General features: G+C 37.2%; 17 protein-coding genes. 3 read left to right on the top strand and 14 right to left on the bottom strand.

Going from position 1 to position 22,895, the window contains the following annotated elements:
• Positions 1 to 20: 20 nt before the first annotated feature.
• Together BLT95_RS13630 and BLT95_RS13625 are read right to left on the bottom strand one after the other, a co-directional pair.
• Positions 21 to 1,814, bottom strand: a complete 1,794-nt coding sequence (locus tag BLT95_RS13630) for a RagB/SusD family nutrient uptake outer membrane protein (RefSeq protein WP_089666933.1) — start codon at positions 1,812 to 1,814, stop codon at positions 21 to 23.
• A 13-nt stretch (positions 1,815 to 1,827) separates the two neighbouring features.
• The gene (locus tag BLT95_RS13625) at positions 1,828 to 5,082 is read right to left on the bottom strand and encodes a TonB-dependent receptor (RefSeq protein ID WP_231896373.1); all 3,255 of its coding nucleotides are present in this window, start codon (positions 5,080 to 5,082) and stop codon (positions 1,828 to 1,830) included.
• A 420-nt stretch (positions 5,083 to 5,502) separates the two neighbouring features.
• Here BLT95_RS13625 and BLT95_RS13620 point away from each other — a divergent pair, with 420 nt between their 5' ends.
• From BLT95_RS13620 to BLT95_RS13610, 3 genes are all read left to right on the top strand, one after another.
• Positions 5,503 to 6,516: a LacI family DNA-binding transcriptional regulator gene (locus BLT95_RS13620; RefSeq protein ID WP_089666692.1), complete on the top strand. Its 1,014-nt coding sequence runs from the start codon at positions 5,503 to 5,505 to the stop codon at positions 6,514 to 6,516.
• A gap of 417 nt (positions 6,517 to 6,933) precedes the next feature.
• Positions 6,934 to 7,299, top strand: a complete 366-nt coding sequence (gene ssb / locus BLT95_RS13615; RefSeq protein ID WP_089666691.1) for a single-stranded DNA-binding protein — start codon at positions 6,934 to 6,936, stop codon at positions 7,297 to 7,299.
• A gap of 75 nt (positions 7,300 to 7,374) precedes the next feature.
• Positions 7,375 to 7,824 carry a JAB domain-containing protein gene (locus BLT95_RS13610; protein WP_089666690.1) on the top strand — a complete coding sequence of 150 codons (450 nt, stop codon included), beginning with the start codon at positions 7,375 to 7,377 and terminating at the stop codon, positions 7,822 to 7,824.
• 922 nt (positions 7,825 to 8,746) lie between these two features.
• On the opposite strand, the gene BLT95_RS14575 is transcribed toward BLT95_RS13610, so the two are convergent.
• The 12 genes from BLT95_RS14575 to BLT95_RS13555 all read right to left on the bottom strand — a co-directional run bounded on the left by BLT95_RS14575 (position 8,747) and on the right by BLT95_RS13555 (position 22,838).
• Complete coding sequence (locus BLT95_RS14575) at positions 8,747 to 9,079, bottom strand: hypothetical protein (protein WP_347584293.1); 333 nt, start codon at positions 9,077 to 9,079, stop codon at positions 8,747 to 8,749.
• Positions 9,080 to 9,107: 28 nt separating this feature from the next.
• Complete coding sequence (locus BLT95_RS14515; protein ID WP_231896372.1) at positions 9,108 to 9,644, bottom strand: type I phosphomannose isomerase catalytic subunit; 537 nt, start codon at positions 9,642 to 9,644, stop codon at positions 9,108 to 9,110.
• A gap of 208 nt (positions 9,645 to 9,852) precedes the next feature.
• Positions 9,853 to 10,659 carry an SDR family oxidoreductase gene (locus BLT95_RS13600; RefSeq protein ID WP_089666689.1) on the bottom strand — a complete coding sequence of 269 codons (807 nt, stop codon included), beginning with the start codon at positions 10,657 to 10,659 and terminating at the stop codon, positions 9,853 to 9,855.
• Positions 10,659 to 11,861: a mannonate dehydratase gene (uxuA, locus tag BLT95_RS13595; RefSeq protein ID WP_089666931.1), complete on the bottom strand. Its 1,203-nt coding sequence runs from the start codon at positions 11,859 to 11,861 to the stop codon at positions 10,659 to 10,661. Before uxuA ends, BLT95_RS13600 begins: the two co-directional genes overlap by 1 nt.
• A gap of 136 nt (positions 11,862 to 11,997) precedes the next feature.
• The gene (locus tag BLT95_RS13590; protein ID WP_089666688.1) at positions 11,998 to 12,771 is read right to left on the bottom strand and encodes a rhamnogalacturonan acetylesterase; all 774 of its coding nucleotides are present in this window, start codon (positions 12,769 to 12,771) and stop codon (positions 11,998 to 12,000) included.
• A gap of 31 nt (positions 12,772 to 12,802) precedes the next feature.
• Positions 12,803 to 13,741 carry a DUF6807 family protein gene (locus tag BLT95_RS13585; RefSeq protein WP_089666687.1) on the bottom strand — a complete coding sequence of 313 codons (939 nt, stop codon included), beginning with the start codon at positions 13,739 to 13,741 and terminating at the stop codon, positions 12,803 to 12,805.
• A gap of 8 nt (positions 13,742 to 13,749) precedes the next feature.
• Positions 13,750 to 15,069 (bottom strand): sugar MFS transporter, encoded by a 1,320-nt coding sequence (locus BLT95_RS13580; protein ID WP_089666686.1) that lies wholly within the window; start codon positions 15,067 to 15,069, stop codon positions 13,750 to 13,752.
• 186 nt (positions 15,070 to 15,255) lie between these two features.
• Positions 15,256 to 17,235 (bottom strand): glycoside hydrolase family 97 protein, encoded by a 1,980-nt coding sequence (locus tag BLT95_RS13575; protein WP_089666685.1) that lies wholly within the window; start codon positions 17,233 to 17,235, stop codon positions 15,256 to 15,258.
• Between the two features lie 87 nt (positions 17,236 to 17,322).
• The gene (locus tag BLT95_RS13570) at positions 17,323 to 18,543 is read right to left on the bottom strand and encodes a Gfo/Idh/MocA family oxidoreductase (protein ID WP_089666684.1); all 1,221 of its coding nucleotides are present in this window, start codon (positions 18,541 to 18,543) and stop codon (positions 17,323 to 17,325) included.
• Between the two features lie 50 nt (positions 18,544 to 18,593).
• Positions 18,594 to 19,937 (bottom strand): Gfo/Idh/MocA family oxidoreductase, encoded by a 1,344-nt coding sequence (locus tag BLT95_RS13565; RefSeq protein WP_089666683.1) that lies wholly within the window; start codon positions 19,935 to 19,937, stop codon positions 18,594 to 18,596.
• A gap of 1 nt (position 19,938) precedes the next feature.
• Positions 19,939 to 21,309: a DUF1080 domain-containing protein gene (locus BLT95_RS13560; protein ID WP_089666682.1), complete on the bottom strand. Its 1,371-nt coding sequence runs from the start codon at positions 21,307 to 21,309 to the stop codon at positions 19,939 to 19,941.
• Positions 21,310 to 21,383: 74 nt separating this feature from the next.
• Positions 21,384 to 22,838: a glycoside hydrolase family 28 protein gene (locus BLT95_RS13555; RefSeq protein WP_089666930.1), complete on the bottom strand. Its 1,455-nt coding sequence runs from the start codon at positions 22,836 to 22,838 to the stop codon at positions 21,384 to 21,386.
• Positions 22,839 to 22,895: the final 57 nt, after the last annotated feature.

The following is a 22,895-nucleotide window of genomic DNA, read 5'->3' as shown; positions in this document are numbered from 1 at the left end:
TAAATCTGTTTTATTAGACTCTAGTAACCGTAGTCGTTTACTAACTGACCATTACTAGCATCAATAAAGACCTGCCAGATCGGCCAAAATTGTCTATTATCTGGATCCACTCCCGGTTTATAAATGGTATTAATTATTTCATCCAGTGGCTGATCCCATGGGAATGCAGAATATTCAGGTCCAGGGTCAGAGGTCTCCCCTCTTTCTAAACCGTATACATCCAATGTATAACCATCTTCTTCATATTTGAAATAAACAGTAGTTGGTACATTTGCATAGTCCCCAGTTCTATTGTTCAAATCTGATAATTCCTGTTTTTCTTCGTCTAATTTCTCACTAAGTAGATTCCACCGAATAAGATCCATTTTTCTATCCATTTCTCCTGTGTACTCATATTTATATTCTTCAACGATAGCATCGAACATTTGCTCTTTTGAGCCTAAAGCATCAACATAGCTATCCACTTTTTCAGAATGCTGCTCTGAAGGAAATGCTCGACGGCGAATTTCCTTAAGGTAAGGTGCAGCAGCTGCAGGACCTTCTAATTCATTAGCCGCTTCCGCAGCAGTTAGAAGAATTTCAGCATATCTCATATAAATAAAATTCACACCATCATCGTTGGTTGAAGTCACATAGCGGTTCATCCATTCGTAACGGTATTTACCAAAATACCAGGTATCTATTCCTGTTAGTTCCTGCTGGGCAATTCCATCAATTGCAGCACCCCACTGGTAAGGAACACAGGTAACATCCCTTCGGGTATCCTCTTCATCAAAATCATAATACACCGTTGGCGTTGGCCCAGCAGTACCTCCTCTAGGTTGACCAGTAAACTGGTCTGCACTTCGGTGACGAACGGCAAAAGAAAATAAGACACGTCCACGACCATCTGCAAATGGAATTTCCCATAAAGATTCACCACCGGCATTTATATTTTCCTCATTGTACTTTCTCCAAAAACCTTCAAAAGAAGGTTCAAGAGAAGCTGTTCCACTATTGATAACAGCTCTGCACTCCTCCAATGCTAACTGATACATTTGCTGAACAGAAAGATCAGGGTCATTACTTCTTCTTACTCCATCAGGGTACTGCTGAAAACCACTAGCTACCATTGCCAGGCGCGCTCTAAAGCCTTTAACAAATGCTTTATTAATGCGCTCAACAGTTGTGGTTGCAGGACTTGCATTGGGCCAAGCTACCAATGTAGATGCCTCTCCTAGGTCTGAAATAAGTCTTTTATAAATAGTATCACGACTAGTTTTAGGTAAATACAGTGTCTCGGAAGTAATAGGTTCAAAGCGGGCAGGCACATCTCCCCATGCTTTCATAAGATCTGCATAGTATATTGCTCTATAAGTCAGTGCAGCCCCTAAAAGCTGTCCGAATTCTGTACCAGGCTCAGGATTCCCATAAGTTCTTAGACCTCTTATAACTATATTTGCTCGCTCAATACCCTGGTACATCAAAGCCCAGGCATTATTATCGGTGTTCATACGAGAGTTACTTGGTTTTGCATCGTAATATACCAGGTCTGCATCGGAGCCTTCATCCCCCGCACTATAATTGTATTCGACATCCGTATTAAAACCATAATAAGGAATAAAACGTCCTCTGTAAGAATTCGTCTGTCCCACGGGCTCCAATATTCCATCTACAGCTCCCGTCGCTAAATCTACTGTTGAGAATATAGTTGATTCATCTAAACTAGATTTGGCCGGTGCATCTAGAAAGTCTTCATCTAAAAAATCTTCCTCGCAGGATACTACCAAGCATAGTAAAAGAAATGCCGAACAGATTTTTATTAAGTTTTTCATTTTCATCTAATTTTTAAAAATTAAGGTTTAAACCAAATACCACTTGTCTGTTTCTTGGAAACGGAGAATAATCTACTCCCGGAGTAAGAGGGGTATTTCTTCTAGTAGACACTTCAGGATCAAGGCCTGAGTAATCGGTCAAAACAAACACATTATTTGCTGTGGCATAAAATCTTAGTGTTGTAATATTATATTTAGAAACGAGCGAATTTGGAAGGGTATATCCTAATGTAAGAGTGTTTAAGCGAAGAAATGAGCCATCCTCTACGGCCCAATCACTAAATACATAGCTTCGCATAGATGGAGACCACATAGTTGTATTTGCGTTAGCTGCGGCTAGTTCATCAGGATCGGTTATAAGTTGACCCGTTTCAGGATTAAGATTTGTCCATCTTCTTCCATCCTCCATTACACTACTTAAATTACGATACTGGCTATTTTCGTTGGCTGTGGTAAATTGAACTTTATTAGCATTATAAACATCGTTGCCAATACTATAATTAAAGGCTGCAGAAAAATCAAATCCATATGCATAGGAATTGATTACAAATCCACCCGTAACATCTGGATTAGCATCCCCAATAATAGAGTTATCATCGATATTCACTACTCCATCTCCGTTAATATCCTTTAATTTTAAAGATCCCGGCATAACTTCACCAATAACGTCACTATTGTCTACCACATCAGGTTTTAGTGTATAGGTATCTGTTGCAGGGTCAAAGTCAAAATCAGATACTTCATAACGCCCATCATTTTGATAGCCGTACATCGCTCCTACCGGTTGACCTTCCCAAACAGCATAATCACTACCAATTTGAGAGGATGCCCAACCTGAATACTCCTGATAATCTTCTAATGTCCCTAAAGAATTAATCTTATTCTTGTTCGCTGATGCATTGAGGGAAAAACTTATTCCATAATCTTCCTTAGTAATCGCATTAATATTCAGTGAGCCCTCAATTCCTGTATTTTGGATCTCACCTAGGTTTCTATATTGAAATTCGTACCCCGAACCTGGTGTTCGAAAGGCGAGCAATAAATCGGTAGTAGTATTTTTATAGGCCTCAACGGTTCCTCTCAATACCCCATTAAACATTTCAAAATCAATACCAGCATTCTGCGTTACAGTAGTTTCCCATTTAAGGTCTGGATTAGCCAAAACTCTGGAAGCTGACCAATATGTTGGAATTTCATTTAAATAAGTAGTAGTATTAGACTGAAAGGTTTGAACTGTTTGGCCTGCTGGAATATTGTTATTACCAGCCTCACCATAACTCAATCTTAATTTGAGAGCATCAAGCCAATCTACATCTTTTAGAAAATTTTCTTCTTTCATTTTCCATGCTACTGCAGCAGAGGGGAAATATCCCCAACGATTCTCACCAAGAAATTTGCTAGATCCATCAGCACGGTAAGTAGCCGTCACTAAATACTTACTTTTAAAATCATAATTTACCCTTCCAAAGAAGGACAATAGTTTATCATCGGGGCGATAAAAATTATCAACAGTTTGAGGAGTACCCTGAGTCGTTAACCTCCTGGTAGTATCAAAATCAAAATCTTTTGGAAAACCTTGAATTTCTGAAGTTTCTATGTTATCCCGGGTAATGATCATCTCTTCACCTAAAAGTAGTTTTAGGTTGTGATCTTCCGTAAGGAAGTTATTAAAATCATAATTAATGGTATTGGCATTCCTAAAACTTTCCCGCTTCCGATCACGATAAACTAGCGAAGGCAATCCCTGATTATTTGCAGATGGCCTATTACTCGAATAATACGTAGACCGGCCATAATACCTGTAATCCTGTTCAATTCGGTAATCCAGACCAAAATCTGATTGAAACCTAAGATTATCAATAATATTCCATCCAAAACTTCCCAACATATTATAATTCTTTCTAAGCTGTTGTCTTTGGTTATCATCAGTCGCTACAAAAGGATTTACCAAATAACCTGTTAAGGCATCGTCTGTATTTGTAGTAGTAAGACCTGAAATTGGAATTGGGGAGTATTGAACGCTATACTTCAATCGGGAATCTGCAGAAGATATCTCGTTTTGTTCGTTGGCACCTCCTCCATTGATCTCAGTATCTGAATATCTAACGGTAAAAGATAAATCTACCTTCTCCCCAGCCTGACTTTTAAGTGCCAAAGACAAGTTATCCCTTTTAAAGTCTGAGCCAACCATGATGGTATTTACATCGTAATGTGCATAATTAAAATTGAAGCTGGATTTTTCGGAACCACCTCTAATTGCCAAATCGTGGCTCTGAACTTCACCCATGTTACCATAAATTTGTTTTTGCCAGTTATTACCTTCCTTGCCTTCATATAGATCATAATCCTGCCATAGCCCAAAATATCTTTCATAAGAATCCAAATTCTCAGGATCGTCTAATAATGCATATTCATATTGCCATTTTACAAAATCTTCGGGTGAAAGAACATCAATGGTATTTGCTATTTTTTGAAAGCCATAAAATGAATTTACATTTACACTAATTTTACCGCTTACTCCATCTTTAGTGGTAATAATAATAACCCCATTTGCACCTCTCGAACCGTAAATTGCTGTAGAGGAAGCATCTTTCAAAACCGAAATGCTTGCAATATCTGTAGGACTTATATCACTCATACTCCCAACAGGAAAACCATCTACGATTATTAAGGGTGAGCCATCCTGAGTTAGAGAACCGTTACCACGAATTCGAATATTAACTTCGGCATCAGGTGAACCCTCAGTAGAAAGAACCTGTACACCAGGAAGTCTTCCTGTTAAAGCTTCAGCTACACTTGCCCTACCCTGCTCAGCCAATTCGCTTCCTGAAATAGCCACCACAGATCCGGTTAAATCCGATTTTTTCGTTGTACCATATCCAACCACTACAACTTCATCCAATGCATTGGAATCTACAAGTAATTCAATATTAATAGTATTTCTGCCTTCTGCATTAACTTCAAGTGTCTGAAATCCAACATAACTATAAACTAATACAGCATCTTCACCCGATACTTGAATTGAATACTCGCCATCAAAATTAGTTACTACACCATTAGAAGTACCTTTCTCTAATATAGTTACTCCTGCTAGTGGCATTTTCGAATCAGCAGCAAGCACGGTACCGCTAATTTCGGTATTCTGAGCAAAAATCATATTTGTTCCAAGCAGTATGCACACCATGAGAAAAGTATGCAGCTTATACTTAATCCTTTTTTCCTGGTTACCCAGAAAAACCGAAAACGTTTTAGTAAAAACCTGTTCCATAAAATTAGTTCGTTAAATTAATTAGTTAGTGCTCTTTCACTCATTTTTTAAACACTATCGGTTACTTCATCTTAAATAGATCGGATAACTATGTTAAAAATTGATTATCAGTTCCTTTGACAACAATGTATTTAAATATTACACCTTAAACACATTGATCAATTCTTAATTTTTTAACAATGCAATCGATTACGTAAATATATTTATTAATTATCAATTACAAAATTTTTATGGTTAATTTTTGAATTTTTCTAATATCTGAGCTGTAGAAATATAGAATAAGGCCTTTTAAATCCTATATTTTTCAGGAATCGAAAAAAATTCATCGAAAATTAAAGGAAGAGAGGCCAATAACGCTTAAAAATGTAATCGATAACATTTTTGTTGTTATCTTGTGAATCTTAAAGAATCATCGATGCTATGAAACAACATATAACATTGAAGGAACTAGCAAGAGAATTAGACCTTTCTGTAAGTACAGTCTCCAAAGCCCTTAATGACAGTTCGGAGATAAGTTCTTCTACAAAGAAAAGGGTAAGAGAACTAGCAGAAATTCATGAATATTTCCCGAATAGCTTTGCCCAAGGGTTAAAATTTAAAAAAACTAAAACCCTGGGGGTCATTGTCCCTGCTATTTTATCGAACTTTTTTTCAATGGTACTGGATGGTATTGAAGAGAAAGCTTCTCTACTAGGGTATAAAGTAATTATTTGCATATCCAAAGAATCTGTTCACAAAGAAAAACAGGCTATAGAAATGCTTATAAGGTCCCAGGTAGATGGAATATTGATCTCACCATCAAAAGAGACCCAGGCAACTTCAGAAATAAAACACCTGGGCTTTCCTAAACGCTTTGGAATTCCACTCGTAATGTTCGACAGACTGCTTGACGGTATAGAGGCCGATAAAATATCTATTAATGACACTCTGGAAGCAGAACTAGCTACACTTGAACTTATCAACTCCGGTTGCACCCAAGTTTCCTATTTTTCAGGTATTTCAAATACAAGCGTGAACGAAAATAGAATTGACGGATATACAAAAGCCGTGACTAAAAATGGCCTCCAGCAAAAGATCATTGAAGTGGACAGTGACAACTTTCCCTTAGAACAATTAAAAAAAATGCTTCACGAGAAACAATTGGACGGAATATTAACTTCCGATGAACTTACGACCATCCTTACTGCAAGAAATATCCTGAATTGTAATTACAGGATACCACAAGATGTCTCTCTAATTGGATTTACAAATGGAAAAATGGGAGAAACCTTTCTACCTTCTTTAAGCTCAATCGACCAGAAAGCAAACCAGCAAGGTGAGGTAGCAGTACATACATTAATAGATAGGATTGAAGGGAGATTACCAGCTAAAGAATTTGAAATAGTTCTTAAAGCTGATATTATTCATAGAGAATCGACCTTCATTCCTATCTGAAATTTTTATGTTTTTTAAATAAAAGCACGAATGCTATTATAGTAATTTTAAAATTCCTCTCAAGAATTTTTCCCCTCCATATTCCCTTAATACTCCTCTAGGTTATTTAAACTTTTACCCAGGCCTTCACTATACTTCCCTTTTTGGATTGCAAAATACCATGATTTAGAAGTTAGTCCAGACTGCATAACCGGCCGCTAAGCTTTCCCTTTTATAAGTCCTTCCTAATTCTAAATCCTGAAACTGTATCTGCATCAAAAAGGTAACAGTGAAGGCTCTACAGGAAGTAAATTTTAAAACAGCAACCATGAAATCGTATCAAATCAATAAAACTGAAGCGGAAAAAGAAAAAAAACAAAAAAGGAAAACGCTCAGGATACAATAAGTAAATCAATTATTCATTTAAATATTTCAATTATGAAAACGCTTAGAAACAAAGTTCAGTTAATCGGAAACGTGGGGAATGCCCCAGAGATCAAAAATCTTGAAAATGCTAAGAAAGTAGCCTCCTTTTCAATGGCCACCAATGAATTTTATAAAAATGCTAATGGCGAAAAAATACAGGATACCCAATGGCATAGTATCGTTGCATGGGGTAAAACCGCAGAGATTATTGAAAACTATGTTGGAAAGGGAAAAGAAATCGCCATAGAAGGGAAACTCTCCTCCCGCTCCTATGAAACCAATGAAGGTGAGAAACGATATGTTACTGAAGTTATCGCCAGTGAAATTCTTTTACTGGGAGGTAATAATGCCGGTAATGAAAATGGCCCCAGGTCGTAAGGCTTAAAATCAAAGAGGGCGTACTTGCTCAGGGTAACGCCCTCTTATCATATTAACACTTTAACATGATCAATTATGAAAACTAAAGTTAATGAAATCGCGATAAAGTATCAGGGAAATTTTAAAATATCCCAGGCTCCTAAAATAACCTCTTCCCTCTGTGCTACAGAACTTTTATTTAAAACATGGAATAAAGACCAGATAGGACTGCAGGAATGTTTTAAAATCATGCTGCTTAACAATGCTAATAAGGTGAAAGGAATTTTTCAAGTCTCTACCGGAGGAATTACCGGTACTCTTGTGGATCTTAGAATTGTATTTGCAGTTATTCTTAAAAGTCTTACTACCTCTATAATACTTGCACATAACCATCCCAGCGGCACCCTTAGACCTAGTATTGCAGATAAAAGAATCACCGAAAAAATAAAAAATGCAGCGATCCTTTTTGATATAAAAGTCCTCGATCATTTAATCTTAACCCCCGACGGTGACTTTTTTAGTTTTGCTGATGAAGGAATTCTATGAGCTCTTTTTTGTCCTAATTTTCTAAAGGTGGTCTTTTTAAGGTCATCTTTTTTCTTTTATAATATTCTCAATAAAATTTAGATTTCATTGAATTTTAAAAAATTCTTTGGCGCCAGCCATCTTAAAATCAGTTTTCAATCCTATTAAACCAACGCCTTCCAATTAACTTCTAAAAAATTCGGCGAGACCGATAAAAAGGAAAAGCAAGAGGGTAACCTGCGCTGCGAGGTTACGGCTGATTTTTCATTGGAGATACACTCAAATAACTGCTTTTGATAGTAAGGAAAATGTAAAGTAATAAAGGGCTTTTGGTTTTTTACTAAAAAACCCTCGCGGTCCCCATAAAACGGCAAGTTTTTTACTAAAAAATGGATAAAGGATATGAAAAAGAACACTTTACTACCTTAAAAATCAAAAATATGGTGGCAGAAAAAAGCCAATAATCTTTTTAATAATTCGGTCAATTTTTATCAAGAGAAAGACAATTCTCTTAAATAAAAACTCAAAATACTTATAGAGAAAACTTTAAATATTTATTCTTTTAGATACGAAAAATTAGGTTGCTTACTCTTTATTTATTTGTCATTAACTTTATTTTTAAATCTCTAGGATAAGGAGCAGGTTATGGCGTATGGTTTATAAAAATTGTAAAAATGAGAAAGACTTATAAAAAAACATAGCGGTTTCTGCCGTCTGATTAAAACTAAATTTGATAGATTCTTCCAAAATAGGACTTCGTTCAAGTGAAAGAAAAAACCCGATTGTTCTGTGTCATCAAACTTTTGGAAATTTCTAGTTCACCAGAGAATAATTAGTGTAATAATAGATATACGACCAATAATCCAAGTTTTAATAAATTTCCATAATAATCTTAAGGAACTGATATAACTTTTCACCTAAAAACACTAAATATCAAATTGAGTTAAATATAAACTTCAAGTAATTTTGTTTTCTCTTCCGGAAAAAATTCAATGATGTTCGATATCGCTGGTAATAATATACATTCGCCCATCTCCATATTTAAAGTATTACCATGAGCCTCTATATTTATCTTCCCCTCTACACATATATAGATAATAAAGGAATCGAGAAAAGAAAAATTCTTTGTATATCGTTTATCAATAAGGAGAATATTGGTAGTGAAAAACTTACAAGAGATTAATTCTGCAAAATTATCGTTGTTAAAAGAATATGATAAGTTAAAATTATATGAGTTGTCATAATCAATAGCTTGTTTTGCCTCTTCAAGATGCATTTCACGGCTATATCCATTAGAATCAATTCTATCCCCAATCGTAAATACGATATGTTATATCTGATGTTTGTTGAATTTCAGCTAAAACTATCCCGCCTCCAATGGCATGAATTTTTCCTGCTTTGATGAAATATGATTCTCCTCGATGAACTTTTTGGAAATTTAGTAAATCAACTAGGTTGTTATTCTCAATTGCCTGTAGCACTTCCGTTTCTTGAACATTTTTCTTTAATCCTAAATTGAGAAAAGAATCCTGCTCAGTATCCATCAAATACCACATTTCGTTTTTACCAAAAGAGTTATGCCTTTCTCTAGCTAAGTCATCATCCGGATGTAATTGCACAGATAAATTTTCATTAGCATCTATAAACTTGATTAATAAAGGAAATTCTTCTCCATAACGCTGGTAATTTTCTTTCCCTAAAAGTTTACCCTTAAATTGCTTAACCAGATCATTTAGACCCTTATTTTGGTAAATCCCATTTTCAACTTTAGTCACATTATTTTTTACTCCAGAAATCTCCCAACTCTCTCCGATATTATTTTCAGAGACGGGTTTATTCAATAATTATTTTAATTTATTTCCTCCCCATAATTTATGCTTACAAATTGGAGTGAATTTTATAGGATATACTTCCATCTAGAATTTTTTATTAATATGTATTTAAAATTGCGAAGAATTATGAATCCTAGCTCTAGTAATTTTCAACAAACTGTCAGGAGATCTATCCTGTAAAGTCAGGCTTAAATTATAAGGGTGATTTTTGCATCTTTTAAACGCCACTAAAAGCACCAAAACCTCCATCTACGGGGACTACGATCCCTGTCACGAATGAAGATTCTGAACTCGCAAGCCAGTTGGCGACTCCTTGTAATTCTTCCGGTTTCCCAAAGCGTTTCATAGGTGTTTGATTAACAATATTCTCTCCTCTTTCAGTAGGGCTGCCGTCTGCTTTTAATAAAAGCTCTCTGTTCTGATCACCAATAAAAAATCCTGGAGCAATGGCGTTTACGCGAATTCCATCACCATATTTCTGAGTCATTTCAATTGCCAGCCATTTTGTAAAATTATCTATAGCTGCTTTGGCTGTAGAATATCCCATTACTCTTGTAAGAGCTCGCTCCGCTGCCATTGAAGAAATATTAATAATACTTCCTCTTTTCTGCTCGGTCATGGATTTGCCAAAGACGATCGTGGGTAATACGGTTCCTTTTAAATTTAATTGGTTTACCTTATCGAAATCATCAATATCCAGGTCGAAAATAGTCTGTTTTGGAGTAATTGTCGCTCCTTTCATATTTCCACCTGCAGCATTTACCAGAATATCAATTTTATCAAATTCCTTTTCAAGAGCTTCTTTTGCCAATGTGAGCTTTTCTCGGTCTAACACGTTGGCTACCAAAGCCATTGCGGCTCCTCCTTTTTGTTTTATTTCATTAACCCTTTTATTTACAGTTTTCTCGTTCCTTCCCAAAATTCCTACTCGAATACCTTTCTCTGCAAAACCCATCGCTATGGCTCCACCCAGCACTCCATTTCCTCCAGTTATTACCGCTACTTTCCCTTTTAGATCTCTCATTATTTTAACGTTTGCATATAATTTAAAATTCCATATTCAAGTCCACGTATTTCTGCCAAACCCCGAAGACGACCAATTGCTGAATAACCTGGATAAGATTGTTTATCAAGGTCCTGAAGCATTTGATGTCCATGATCAGGCCGCATCGGTATAGGCTCCGTTAAGTATTTTTCTTTCATTTCATAGAAAGTCTTTACCAGACAAAACATCCCAGCACTTCCTTCGAGATGATTTGCTTCATAAAACCGGGCATTTTCCTCTCTTTGTACTGAACGTAGGTGCACAAAATGTATTCTTTTATAAAATTTAGTAATGATTTCGTTAAGATTATTCTCCTCTTTAGCTCCTAGACTTCCACTGCAAAAAGTCAGACCATTCTGTATTGAAGGGACAGTTTTAAAGATATATTCCAGATCTTCTGAAGTGCTTACAACTCTGGGTAGTCCCATTACCGCCCATGGCGGATCATCTGGATGAATAGCCATATTGATTCCGGCCTCTTCTGCAACAGGGATCACTTCTTTTAGAAAGTATATAAGATTCTCCCGCAACTCCTCTGCATTAATATTTTTATATTCTTTTACGCATTTTCTTAGCTTGTCGAGCGTAAAGCCTTTCTCATCACCTGGCAAAGCCATCATTAGACTATTTTTAAGTGTTTCTAATTCCTCATAACTCATTTTAGAGTATTTTGCTTTAGCTTCGGCAACCAAAGCTATTTCATAATCCTTTTCTGCATTTTCTCTTCTCAGAATAAAAAGGTCGAAGATTACAAGATCTTTTTTATCGTGCAGAAGCGCCGTACTTCCATCATCCAGTTTAAACTGAACATTGGTACGTAACCAATCCAAAACCGGCATAAAATTGTAGCATATTCTGGTAATTCCCTCCTTCCCAAGATTCCTCAGGCTTTTCTTATACTTTTCAATCAGTTCATCCCGTTCTGGTCTCCCCTGCTTGATATATTCATGAACTGGCAAACTTTCAACCACATTCCAGTAAAGAGGAAACGGATTTTTTTTATTACTTGTCTCCAGCAAAGTTTTTCGTTTTTGAATTTCTTCAGTAGTCCAAACTTCACCTACAGGAATATGGTGCAGTGCAGTCACCACTCCGTTTGCTCCAGCCTGTTTAATAGTGGAAAGACATACAGGATCATGAGGCCCGTACCACCTCCAGCTTTGTTCAAAAATTTTTGCCATAATCGTGATTAGGTTTTTCTCTCTAAAATTATAAGTATTATTAAACCAGGTTATTCTAAAATGCATATCTATGTTATGCTCTCAAAAAATTAAAGAATGTAACAGAGATATTGCTTCTGTTTTATTGAGTTCTGATTTAATCTTTTTCAAAAGGATTTATCTTCAAGACTTCTGGTCTTATATACCTTTTGAGTTCATGATCCAACCGGACTAATTCCTGAAGAGCCAAGGTAGACACAAGAATAGCTCCCTTCCTCGACAGATGAGTATTGTCCTCCATTCCTTTTGGCACATAGTCATTTTCTCCGGGTTCAATATGAAGGTGTAAACTTTTTGTAGCCTCGGGACCAAAGGCTATTTCCAGCTGCTCAGTAAACAATTGCATGTCTACAAAAGGCACCTCCAGATCCCTAGCGACCATTCTTGTTACCAGAGGATATTCGCCATGTGTATCGATCAATGATCCATCTTCATTGAAGTTCCGGCGAACAATAGAGGTTAGTAAAACAGCATGAGCATTTTTTTGCCGGGTCTCCTTAACGTATCTTTCGAGATTGGCCCTATATTGTGTATAAGGATTGGTAAACTTTTTCGGATCCGCAATTTTCTGATCGTTATGACCAAACTGGATAAATACGAAATCACCGGGTTTCAATTTACTTTTCACCTCTTCCCAACGTCCCTCCAAAATGAAGCTTCGACTACTTCTACCGTTTACCGCATGATTTTCAATTTGAATACCTGTTGTCATAAGCTCAGGAAGCAATTGTCCCCATCCATACTGAGGATTAGTTTCTGGATTTTCTTTATCCGCCATGGTGGAGTCACCAATTAAAAAAAGTGTTGGGCTTTTTTGTGCTGCAACCCCTACAGACATTATGATCAATATAAAAAAGATAAAATTTTTCATTACTTATAATTTACATTGTTTATTAATAATTTTAATTTTCAAGACCCGACCTATTTTTAAAAAACATATCTCCCCTAAATTTTAGGTAATGAACCATTATTTTCTCCCTACTTAAATTACGATGTACCAATAATTGATTGCGAAAAGATATTGTGTCCCCTTTCTTTATGTCAAGAGGAGTTTGGCCTGGAAAAGCCATATTTTGCATACTATTGGCACTTCTAAGAATCCATCCCTGATATCTACTTAGATTTTCTGGTTCTCCCATCATAACCACCTGAGAATTACATATTCCTGAAATATTCATCCAAGGTCCTGCCGTAACCGGTAAATTTTGTGGTTCCACATTACCCCCAACACTATGAAAACTAACATCTTCCGGCAATCTTAACCTGGCTGAAAATCCACCATAACCTTTGTCATCTTCAGATCCTCCAATGGCTACTCCATCTAAAAGGGCTTTCAGTTTAATTTCAAATTCTAACGTATAAGCGTCTTTCTCCACGCGATTGAAAGTAATGGTAAGATTTTCTTTTAGCACTGCTCTGGAGTTCAGGGTATCCATCCACAAGATTTCTGAATTAAGGACGGCTTTCTTACACCTGACCTGCGTTTCGGTTTTAATTACTTTCCATTCGATACCTTCATTAAGCCAAGGATCTCCAATCCTTTTACCTTCAGCATACAATTGATGCCATGACCAGAAAATTCCATGATGATGGGGGTGATCATCGGGAAAATCTTCGGTTAGCAATTCTCCATCAAGTCCGTACAGTGGATGGATATAATTGGCTCTAACAAAACGACTATTAATATCTACCGGAACAGTCCGATAGAAAAATCTGGGATTATCATTTTCTAAAAGCGAAATCCCCTCCTTCGTTTCTAAAAACTCAAATTCCTGTCCGGTTAAAGAGAAAGGACCTAAAATGAATAAAATAATTCCAAAATATCGGATATGAAAAATCATAAATGATACTATCTAATGGTAGCTTCTATTTTATTTGATTTATTTCTATAACCATAGAAGAATATATAAGCATAACATAAAATAACTATGAGAAAAGCCTTGTCAAATCCAAAGGAATCGGTTAAGAATCCAAACAGTGGAGGAATAATGGCTCCTCCAACAATCATAGTACAAAGAACTCCTGAACCCTGAGGTTTATCATTCCCTAGACCATCAAGGGCCAAACTGAATATCGTTGGAAACATAATAGAATTAAAGAGTCCAACGGCAATTAGCGTCCACATGGCTATGAGTCCGGTCGAGAACGAAGAAATCAGGATCATTGTTACCGCACCCAGAGCAAAACCCACCAGCACTTTAGCAGGATTTATAAGTTTGGTCAGGTAAGAACCAATAAATCTTCCGATCATAGCTCCTGTCCAGTAGAAGGTCACAAAAACGCCAACCACCGCCATATCGCTGGAGGCGGTTATTCTGGAATTCAACACCCACTCAGCAATAGTGCCCATAAAAGGCGTATTTCTAACTGTCTCAGCCAAATCCAGGCTTAAAAAATAGTTGACCATATAACTACCTAAGGCTACTTCAGCCCCAACATAGAAAAAAATCCCAAAGGCTCCCATCATCAAATTCCTGTTTTTCAAGACAGGTAAATAATCATTAGAGGCAGCGGTATTTCCAATCTTAGGGAGATTGACGAATACAAAGACTAAAGCAATAACACCTATAAAACCAGCAATTCCAAGAAAGGGCACCTGTACGGCAGCGGCTTCATTAATATAGTAATCAGTTTTGGCAGCCTCGCTCAGAGATTCAATTTCAGCTGTTGCCATTACCCGATCTTTAAGGATAAACAATGCTCCAATCGCCGGAGCTAGAGCGGTACCAAGTGAATTAAATGCCTGAGACAGGTTAAGCCGACTTGATGCTGTTCGCTCAGGACCTAATACTGTGACATATGGATTAGCAGCTACCTGCAATACCGTAATTCCAGCAGCCAGCATAAAATAAGCGAGCATAAAAATACCGAATACCCGCATGGAGGCCGCCGGATAAAAGAGTAAACTTCCCACAGCCATTGTAATAAGCCCTAGAATAATACCTTTCTTATATCCTATTTTTGAAAGAATATATCCAGCCGGGATGGAAAGCACAAAATAGGCGCCAAAAAAGGCAAACTGAACCATGCCAGCTTGAAAATAGCTTAAGGTAAACACTTCCCTTAGCCGGGGTATCAAAGAATCGACGAGAACCGTTATAAACCCCCATAAAAAGAAGAGTATGGTTAGGAAAATAAATGCCGTTCTATAAGTTTTTTTTTGATTCATTAACTATACGATATTTTAAAGTGAATGTATAAGGGCCTCCGTTTAAAGAAGACCTTTAGCTTTTAAGCAGTCTTCCTACTCCATCAATTATTGATATCATTCTTCCTTTTTTCAGTCTAAATGAATATCTGCTTTTAAAAGGATCTAATTCCTAAAAAGCTTATCTTTTTACAGGAAAATTTCTCATTAATCATTTTTTTCAATCACCGCTACAAAACCACCATTTCTTGCCATCTTAATTTTAATAGAGCTTTCGTTATCTAACTGGGCTTCTCCTTTTCTATAATCCATTGCTTGCCTTTCGGCGTTCACACCGTCTTCAAAATAGATCATATTGTATGAATCATCATTTTCCAGAAAATCGAGATTTACTTCAAAAACACGTTCCTTCTCATCGTTATTGGTCATTCCTCCTATATACCATTTATCACCCTTACGTTTAGCAACTATTACATATTCCCCTATTTTGTTATCCAAGGCTCGGGTTTCGTCCCAGGTAACCGGAACCTGAGTAATAAATTCGGTACTCTCTCTTTCCCTATAATAATTTGACGGACTATCTGCTAACATCTGAAGACCGCTTTCAAAGATTATGAAAAGTGCCATCTGATAGACTCTTGTACCTATTCCTGCTGAATTTGGTCTTTGACTATGGTATATTTCGGGTTGCATACTTATCATTGCTCCAGGTGTATAGTCCATAGCACCTACCGCATTCCTCATAAAAGGCAGGTAGATACTATTATCTGGTTTTGCCCGGCTCATTTGCTCCATTCCTAAAACACCCTCATAGGTTAAAATATTGGGATACGCTCTCTCTAAACCTGCAGGTTTAAAAGATCCATGAAAATCTATGAACAATTGATTTTTAGCTGCTTCTTTTGCCACTCTTTCGTAAAAGTTTACCATCCACTGGTCACTACGATCCATGAAATCTACTTTCACCCCGGCAATACCCCATTCATTAAAAGTTTTGAAAAGCTCAAAATTGTGCTCCACTGTTAACCATGGTAGCCAAAGAACTATATCTACATTTCTCTCTTTTCCATATTTTATAAGTTCGAATAAATCTATGTCGGGGTTAGGTGTATAAGGATCGGTTGTACTTTCTGCCCAGCCTTCATCCATAATGATGTAAGAAATTCCAAATTCTGAAGCGAAGTCAATATAGTACTTATAAGTTTCTTCATTGTATCCCGAAACAAAGTCGACATTGTAGGCCGATGCTCCATTCCACCATTCCCAACTCACCTGTCCAGGCCTTATCCATGATGGATCTTCTATTTTATTATTTGGCGCCAGCTTGTAGGTCATGGTATTTTCTAACAAATCCCCATCTTCCTCAGAAATCACGAAGTATCTCCACGGAAAACTTCTTTTGCCCGATGTTTTGGCTATATAATCTGCCCGTTCTATTATTTTCACTCTTCGGTCATTATCTTCTTCAAACTTCACCGGATTTTTGGGAAATATGGATCGCATTCCATTATTATCTGTTCCTTTTAAGAACATTGCCGGATAATCAAATAGATCTGATTCAGATATTAAGATATTATACTGGCTATTAGTTTCAATCAACACTGGTAAAGTTGACATATTACTTTCAGCATTAAAATTTTCAGATTCTAGATGGGTATAGGGATATTCATAATTTGTTTTAAAAGAAGGTGTTTGCTGCAAATGCACCGTATAATTTTCGTGAAAATTGATCACAAATTCTTCATCAATCACCTCTATTTCCTTCCGTTTATCGGTAATGAACCTGTAGGCGAAACCATCATCATAAGCCCTGAACTCTACACTATAACCTCCCTTAAACTTAAGAACCAAGCTTTTATAATGATCTTTAATTGTAGAAAATTTTAGCGGAACCACGGGAGAAGATTTCTTGTTATTCTCTCCAGTTTCTTTAGATTGAAATTTTGGATCAATTCCCAGGGTTTCATCCTTCAGAGTCATGCTCAAATAGTTATTATCCAGCAATTTTTCACCTGAATAGGAAAGGGAGTAATAAATTTTGTCACCTAGAGTTATGGAAGCCTCTAGCTTCTGATTTGGAGAACCAATCTCAAATTCCTGGGCCATTACTGAAGCACTTCCAAGGCAAATAAGGAAACCTAAAAATAAGGTTAGCAGAGTTAGTCGATCGTTTGATTTAATTTTCATTTCTTTTTATTTACTTAAAATTTTAGGCAATATTTACTTCTATCTTGATTGTTGAATCTGATCTTTTCTGGAAAATCAAAAACATTTCTAAGGACACCGAGCCTCTGAAAGCCAGGTATCAAACTCTGATTTCCATTTTACAATCTCATTATTATACATAGCATCCAATGCCATTTGTACGGCAATAGCGGTTTGAGAACCTGTGATAAGATTAGAAAGAGGAACTTTGTTGTTTATAACGCTATCTCTAAAATCCATCAAGGCTTGTTTGCTGGGGTTCGCGTGCTCAACATTTATTGGAATTCCTTTCCCTTCTTCCCATTGAATAGTGGCTCCAGAAACTCCGTCAACATTTCCAATCTCTTTTTCTTTATCCTTAGGAATAACTTCAGGGTAAAACCAGGCTCTCGTGTTATCTAATATAATCGTACCTTTATCACCCATCACTTTTATCTGGTAATCACTCCTTGCATTAGTGGTAAGACAGGTATATTTTGCTTCTACCCCATTAGGATAGCTATAGATTAAATGGGTGTTATCATAGGTTTCCCTGCCGTCCTTCCAGTAATCGATCCCTCCTGTACCCATCACCTGTGTTGGTGTAGATTCTAACAACCACATGGCGAAATCTATTTGGTGAGAAGAGAGTTCGGCGGTGAGTCCCCCTGAATATTCTCTGTACATGCGCCAGTTTATCAATCTTTCCATCTCAGGATCATCCACTGGACGCCGCCAGTCACCAGATCGATTCCATTGACATTCTAGGGCAGCTATTTGTCCAATCTTACCCCCTTGGATTAATTCAATAATATGGGAATACAACCTGGAACTGTGATATTGATGCCCTGTTTGAAAAATTATCTTAGAATTCCTTGCTTTAAGCAAATTCTGAATTCCATCATAACCTTTTGCCAGGGTTTTTTCACCGTAAACATGTTTACCAGCATTCATTGCATCAATGTTCATATTAGAATGCATACTAAACGGAGTTGCCACCAGTACTGCATCCACATCCCTATCATCCAGCAATTTCCGATAATCTGAATATCCCCTGGCACGACCATCGACCTGCTTTAGCGCCATATCCAGATGTGAAGGAATAACATCACAACAAGCCACTATATTCAGGTTTTTTATCTGCTTGACAATAGGTATTAATCCCCTACCTCTTCTACCGGTTCCAATAATCCCAATATTTATAGTATCATTTGCTCCAAGGATAGAATTAACATTCCCTAATAGAGAAGTAGATGCGGTCAAGGCCATAGAAGTTAGGCCTCCTTTTATTACAAACTCTCTTCTTTTCATCTTACTTAATAATTAGATTTGCTTCAATCATACATTCAGGTTTTCCAGGCTTAGTATAATTTCGGTTCCCAGCCATTTTCATACTCTCTGCTCCAGAGGGCCATGGCATCGCGGTCATAAATTCGACCATTCTTTTCGTCAATATCAAAATCTTTTCCTGTACGGTAGGCTATATTTGCATAATGTACCATAGCCATACTAACGGCAGCATCATCTATTGGAGCCTGCAACTTTTCAGTTCCTCGAATAGTATTGAAGAAATTTAAAATATGAGCTGTAGAGGTGTCTCCACCTCCACCCAAGGCTGTACCGGCTTCATTTGAACCTGTTTTTCTTTCTTTAATAATCTCGCCTCCGAGATTGGTCATTTCATATCTATCCCTATCTACAAAAGCAGCACCTTCACTTCCATAAATTAAGGTTCCACGCCCCGCACCATAGGTATTATAGGCGTTACGACTTTTTCCGTCCCACTGGATGATTTTATTATCTGAAAAATTAAAAGTTGCTTCCATACTGTCATACATTTCCCAGCCATCATCCTTAAATTGCCTTTTACCTGCAATCACCCTGGTATGTTCGGGATATCCAACCTGTAAGGCCCATCGCGCAATATCAAGTTCATGAGTTCCATTGTTACCGGCTTCTGCCGTACCATAATTCCAGCCGTACCAGTGCCAGTTATAATCCCAGGTTTCTGAGGTATACTCGCGATGAATAGCCGGTCCCTGCCATAAATCCCAATCAAGTCCCTCCGGGACAAATGCCTTTTTCTGAACAGGAACAGAAGAACGAGAATTAACATAAAAAGCTACAGCCTTATATGGCTTTCCTATTGCTCCGTCATGTATATCTTTAATAAGTTCAATCGTATGATCTGAAGAACGTTGCTGATTCCCCATTTGTACTATCTTATCGTATTTTTTTGCGGCTGCCACCAATAGTTCATTTTCATTCATATTATGACTGCAGGGCTTCTCTACATAAACATGTTTCCCTCCTTGCATCGCCAATATAGAACCGGGAGTGTGCCAATGATCAGGAGTTAGGTTTAGCAATACATCTACATTTTCATCATCGATCACTTTCCTAATATCAACCTCCAACTTTGGCCTATAATCTATATGTTTAGAAAAATTGTTCAAAGCCCTTTCGCGCTGCTTTTTCATCACATCACAAAGATATACCAGCTCAACATTGGCACTCTTTAAGGCAATAGGAGTATAAAATGCTCCTAATCTTCTTCCTAATCCTGCAATGGCCACATTAAGCCTGTCATTGGAACCAACAATTTTCCTGTAACTTTTTGCCGGCATGGACATTAATGATCCAGAAAAAGCAACAGCGGCTCCCCCTAATACAGAATCGGTTATAAATTTTCTTCTTGATGACATATTAAAGTTCTTTTATTTTAATGTTCTTAAATGAAACTCTATCTCCATGATCCTGTAATAAAATTCGACCTTTCTCCAGTTCTCCAAATTTGGCCCATTGCGCATACTTACTTTCAGAAACCATTTTTCTAAATTGTTCATTGCCTCTTTCATATTCCAGTACTTTTTCTCCATTTAGGAGGTGCTCTACGTGGTTGCCTTTAGAAATTATATGGGCTGTATTCCACTCACCTACAGGGCGAACTGGCTTATTAGGATCGGCTTGTATCAAATCGTATAAGGAGGCAATAGTTCTACTACCCTCATGGCTACCTAATTTCGCATCCGGATGGTTATTATCATCTAAAATTTGATATTCCAATCCAATAGAGGAACCGGGGCCTTTATTAATATCTGTATCTACATAATACTTAACTCCACTGTTTGCACCTTTGGTAATTTTAAAATCCACCTTCAATTCAAAATCACCATATAAATTTTCAGTGACTATATCACCACCTGCTGCAGATTCCTCTCCTCCAGTGGAAAGAACGGTTAAAAGTCCATCTTCAATAACCCATCCTTTTTCTGGAAAACTATCTAATCTGGCACCTTTCCAACCGGATGTTGTCTTTCCATCCCATAAAAGCTTCCAACCATTTTCCCTTTCATTCTTAGTCAGGTTATTCTTAGTATTTACTGGTTGAAGATCCATAGACTTTGAATGATCTTTCAAATTTTCTGTTTGTATTCTGATATTCTTCCATCTGATTTTTTTTCCTGGTTCATCCTCAGGTTGAATTCCATGTACCTGAAGTGCAATAAAGCCCTGTGGTGTCTCATCATCTATCAGGAAAGCCGTTGGTGTACCATTTAACCATGTTTTTATGGTGTCCCCCATAGCTTCTACCCGCACATGATTCCACTCATTCTGCTTGAATGCTTGTTGAGCTTTTTGATTATTTTCCAAGGTAAATAGCCAGCCTCTTTTAGCTTCCTCGTAGATTCCTCCACTCCAACTTCTCTCTGAAGGGTCTATTTCTACCTGATACCCATGTACCCTCCCGTTTTTATATTCAGGTTTGCTATTACTTCTAATCTGTATTCCGGAATTCATACTGGGATCAACTTTATATTCCAGTTCTAGGATAAAATCATCATACAACTCGTCGGTTACTACAAAGGAATTAGGGGTATTGGAAACAGTCTCTCCGGTAATCACTCCATCGGCAATTGAATACTTCGCTTCCCCACCTTTTTGCGACCACCCTTCCAGGTTATCATTGTTAATAAGAGCCTTGCCTTGTTGATTGTCATCTGATTTATCAGCACAACTAATTATAGCAGTTGCGCTCAATGCGAGCATTAGTCTTTTAAGGTTTAAGTTTTTCATATATTGAATTTTATATTTTAGTTCTACTTCCTAATTACCAGGGAATCTTCCCTTATATGATGATTTTTACAATTCTACTCTTCATTATAAAAGCTAAGGACATGTTCATGCATGTTTAAGGAATCTTTTACGACACTTGCCGAAACATTCTTAAGTAGAATATTTTCTACAGGTAATTCCTCCTCGCCATCTATCTTTGAGATAAATTTCACTTCTTTGGCTACCACCTCTTCAAGCTGAATATCCCTAATTCTTGTTAATCTCCGTTCATAGGTAGGAACCAGATTTCTCCACTGATAAAGGACATCAGTTTCTATACCCAATATTCCTTTATCAATTTTCCCAGCCTTTATGTTCTTCATGTAAACATTCTTAACATATCCTCCCCGACGCTCATTGGTCTTTATAAATAAAAGATGGTTTAATTTGGCTCCATCTTCAACTTCACAATTTTCTACCAGAACATTTTCAACCCCACCGGAAAGTTCACTTCCTATTGCAACCAGCTGATGTCCGTTTTTAACAAGACAATTCCGTATCACGATATTTTTAGCAGGAGTATTTAAGCGCCAGGCATCTTGATTTCGGCCTGCTTTTATCGCAATGGCATCATCTCCCTGATCAAAAACACAATTCTCTATTAGGATGTTCTGACTCATTTCGGGATCTACCCCATCGTTATTATGGCCATGTGCATAGACATTAATATTACGAATGATCACATTCCTGGACATAAAGGGATGAAGCACCCAAAAAGGACTATTCTTAATGGATACACCCTCTATAAGTATGTTATTGCAACGATTGAATTGAATGAACTGAGGTCGAAAATTTGCACTATCATTAACCATTTGCCTTTGCTCAACCGGGACATCTTTGGCGGCCATATTGTAAAGCCGTTTAAGGTTTTCCATATGGCCAGAAGGACGGTCAAACCATTTTTCCCAGGTGTCCATTTTTGCCCTTAATTCCCCCTTACCAGTTATGGCAACATTCTTAGCTTTAAATGCATAAATCAATGGCGAATAATTATAACATTCCATCCCCTCCCAGGTGCTTCGTACCGGGGGCAAATAATCTTCAGGAACATCGGAAAAAAGTAATACTGCACCTTCGTCCAGATGCAGGTTCACATTGCTCTTCAAATGCACTTTCCCTGTTAACCATTCTCCTTTAGGAATTATAACACTCCCTCCACCAGCACTATTAGCCTTCTCAACAGCCTTCTTTATCGCTCTTGTATTCTTCTCTTTGTTTGCTGCTTCGGCACCAAATTCGGTTATAGGATATCTTGGAGCATTGGTGAAATTAGGTACTATTATTCCTGGCATTTCAAAAGGAGCCTCAACGACTATTTCATTCTCCTCCAGCGAAGGCTTGCTTTCTTGACAGGAAAAGAAAAGCCCTGACAGAACGAACGCCACAATAAGCGAAACAGTGGATTCTGTTTTTATTTTATGTAGTGAAGTCATTCCATCATTAGCAATGACCGGAATTTCCTTAACCGGATAAGCAAAGTATTTTATCATTAAGTTAATTACCCTGTTGTTAATCATAATTTAAGTATTCAGACTCAATGCTGCTGC

This window comes from Gramella sp. MAR_2010_147, assembly GCF_900105135.1.
In the GTDB taxonomy this organism is placed as follows: Bacteria; Bacteroidota; Bacteroidia; order Flavobacteriales; family Flavobacteriaceae; genus Christiangramia.
The sequence above is the reverse complement of the archived record's forward strand: the minus strand, read 5'-3'. Positions and strand labels throughout refer to the sequence as shown.

Bases quoted from the DNA above. Each gene is read 5' to 3' on its own strand.
- BLT95_RS13630 (WP_089666933.1), bottom strand. From the start codon at position 1,814: ATGAAAAACTTAATAAAAATCTGTTCGGCATTTCTTTTACTATGCTTG.
- BLT95_RS13625 (WP_231896373.1), bottom strand. From the start codon at position 5,082: ATGGAACAGGTTTTTACTAAAACGTTTTCGGTTTTTCTGGGTAACCAG.
- BLT95_RS13620 (WP_089666692.1), top strand. From the start codon at position 5,503: ATGAAACAACATATAACATTGAAGGAACTAGCAAGAGAATTAGACCTT.
- ssb (WP_089666691.1), top strand. From the start codon at position 6,934: ATGAAAACGCTTAGAAACAAAGTTCAGTTAATCGGAAACGTGGGGAAT.
- BLT95_RS13610 (WP_089666690.1), top strand. From the start codon at position 7,375: ATGAAAACTAAAGTTAATGAAATCGCGATAAAGTATCAGGGAAATTTT.
- BLT95_RS14575 (WP_347584293.1), bottom strand. From the start codon at position 9,079: ATGCATCTTGAAGAGGCAAAACAAGCTATTGATTATGACAACTCATAT.
- BLT95_RS13600 (WP_089666689.1), bottom strand. From the start codon at position 10,659: ATGAGAGATCTAAAAGGGAAAGTAGCGGTAATAACTGGAGGAAATGGA.
- uxuA (WP_089666931.1), bottom strand. From the start codon at position 11,861: ATGGCAAAAATTTTTGAACAAAGCTGGAGGTGGTACGGGCCTCATGAT.
- BLT95_RS13590 (WP_089666688.1), bottom strand. From the start codon at position 12,771: ATGAAAAATTTTATCTTTTTTATATTGATCATAATGTCTGTAGGGGTT.
- BLT95_RS13585 (WP_089666687.1), bottom strand. From the start codon at position 13,741: ATGATTTTTCATATCCGATATTTTGGAATTATTTTATTCATTTTAGGT.
- BLT95_RS13580 (WP_089666686.1), bottom strand. From the start codon at position 15,069: ATGAATCAAAAAAAAACTTATAGAACGGCATTTATTTTCCTAACCATA.
- BLT95_RS13575 (WP_089666685.1), bottom strand. From the start codon at position 17,235: ATGAAAATTAAATCAAACGATCGACTAACTCTGCTAACCTTATTTTTA.
- BLT95_RS13570 (WP_089666684.1), bottom strand. From the start codon at position 18,543: ATGAAAAGAAGAGAGTTTGTAATAAAAGGAGGCCTAACTTCTATGGCC.
- BLT95_RS13565 (WP_089666683.1), bottom strand. From the start codon at position 19,937: ATGTCATCAAGAAGAAAATTTATAACCGATTCTGTATTAGGGGGAGCC.
- BLT95_RS13560 (WP_089666682.1), bottom strand. From the start codon at position 21,309: ATGAAAAACTTAAACCTTAAAAGACTAATGCTCGCATTGAGCGCAACT.
- BLT95_RS13555 (WP_089666930.1), bottom strand. From the start codon at position 22,838: ATGATAAAATACTTTGCTTATCCGGTTAAGGAAATTCCGGTCATTGCT.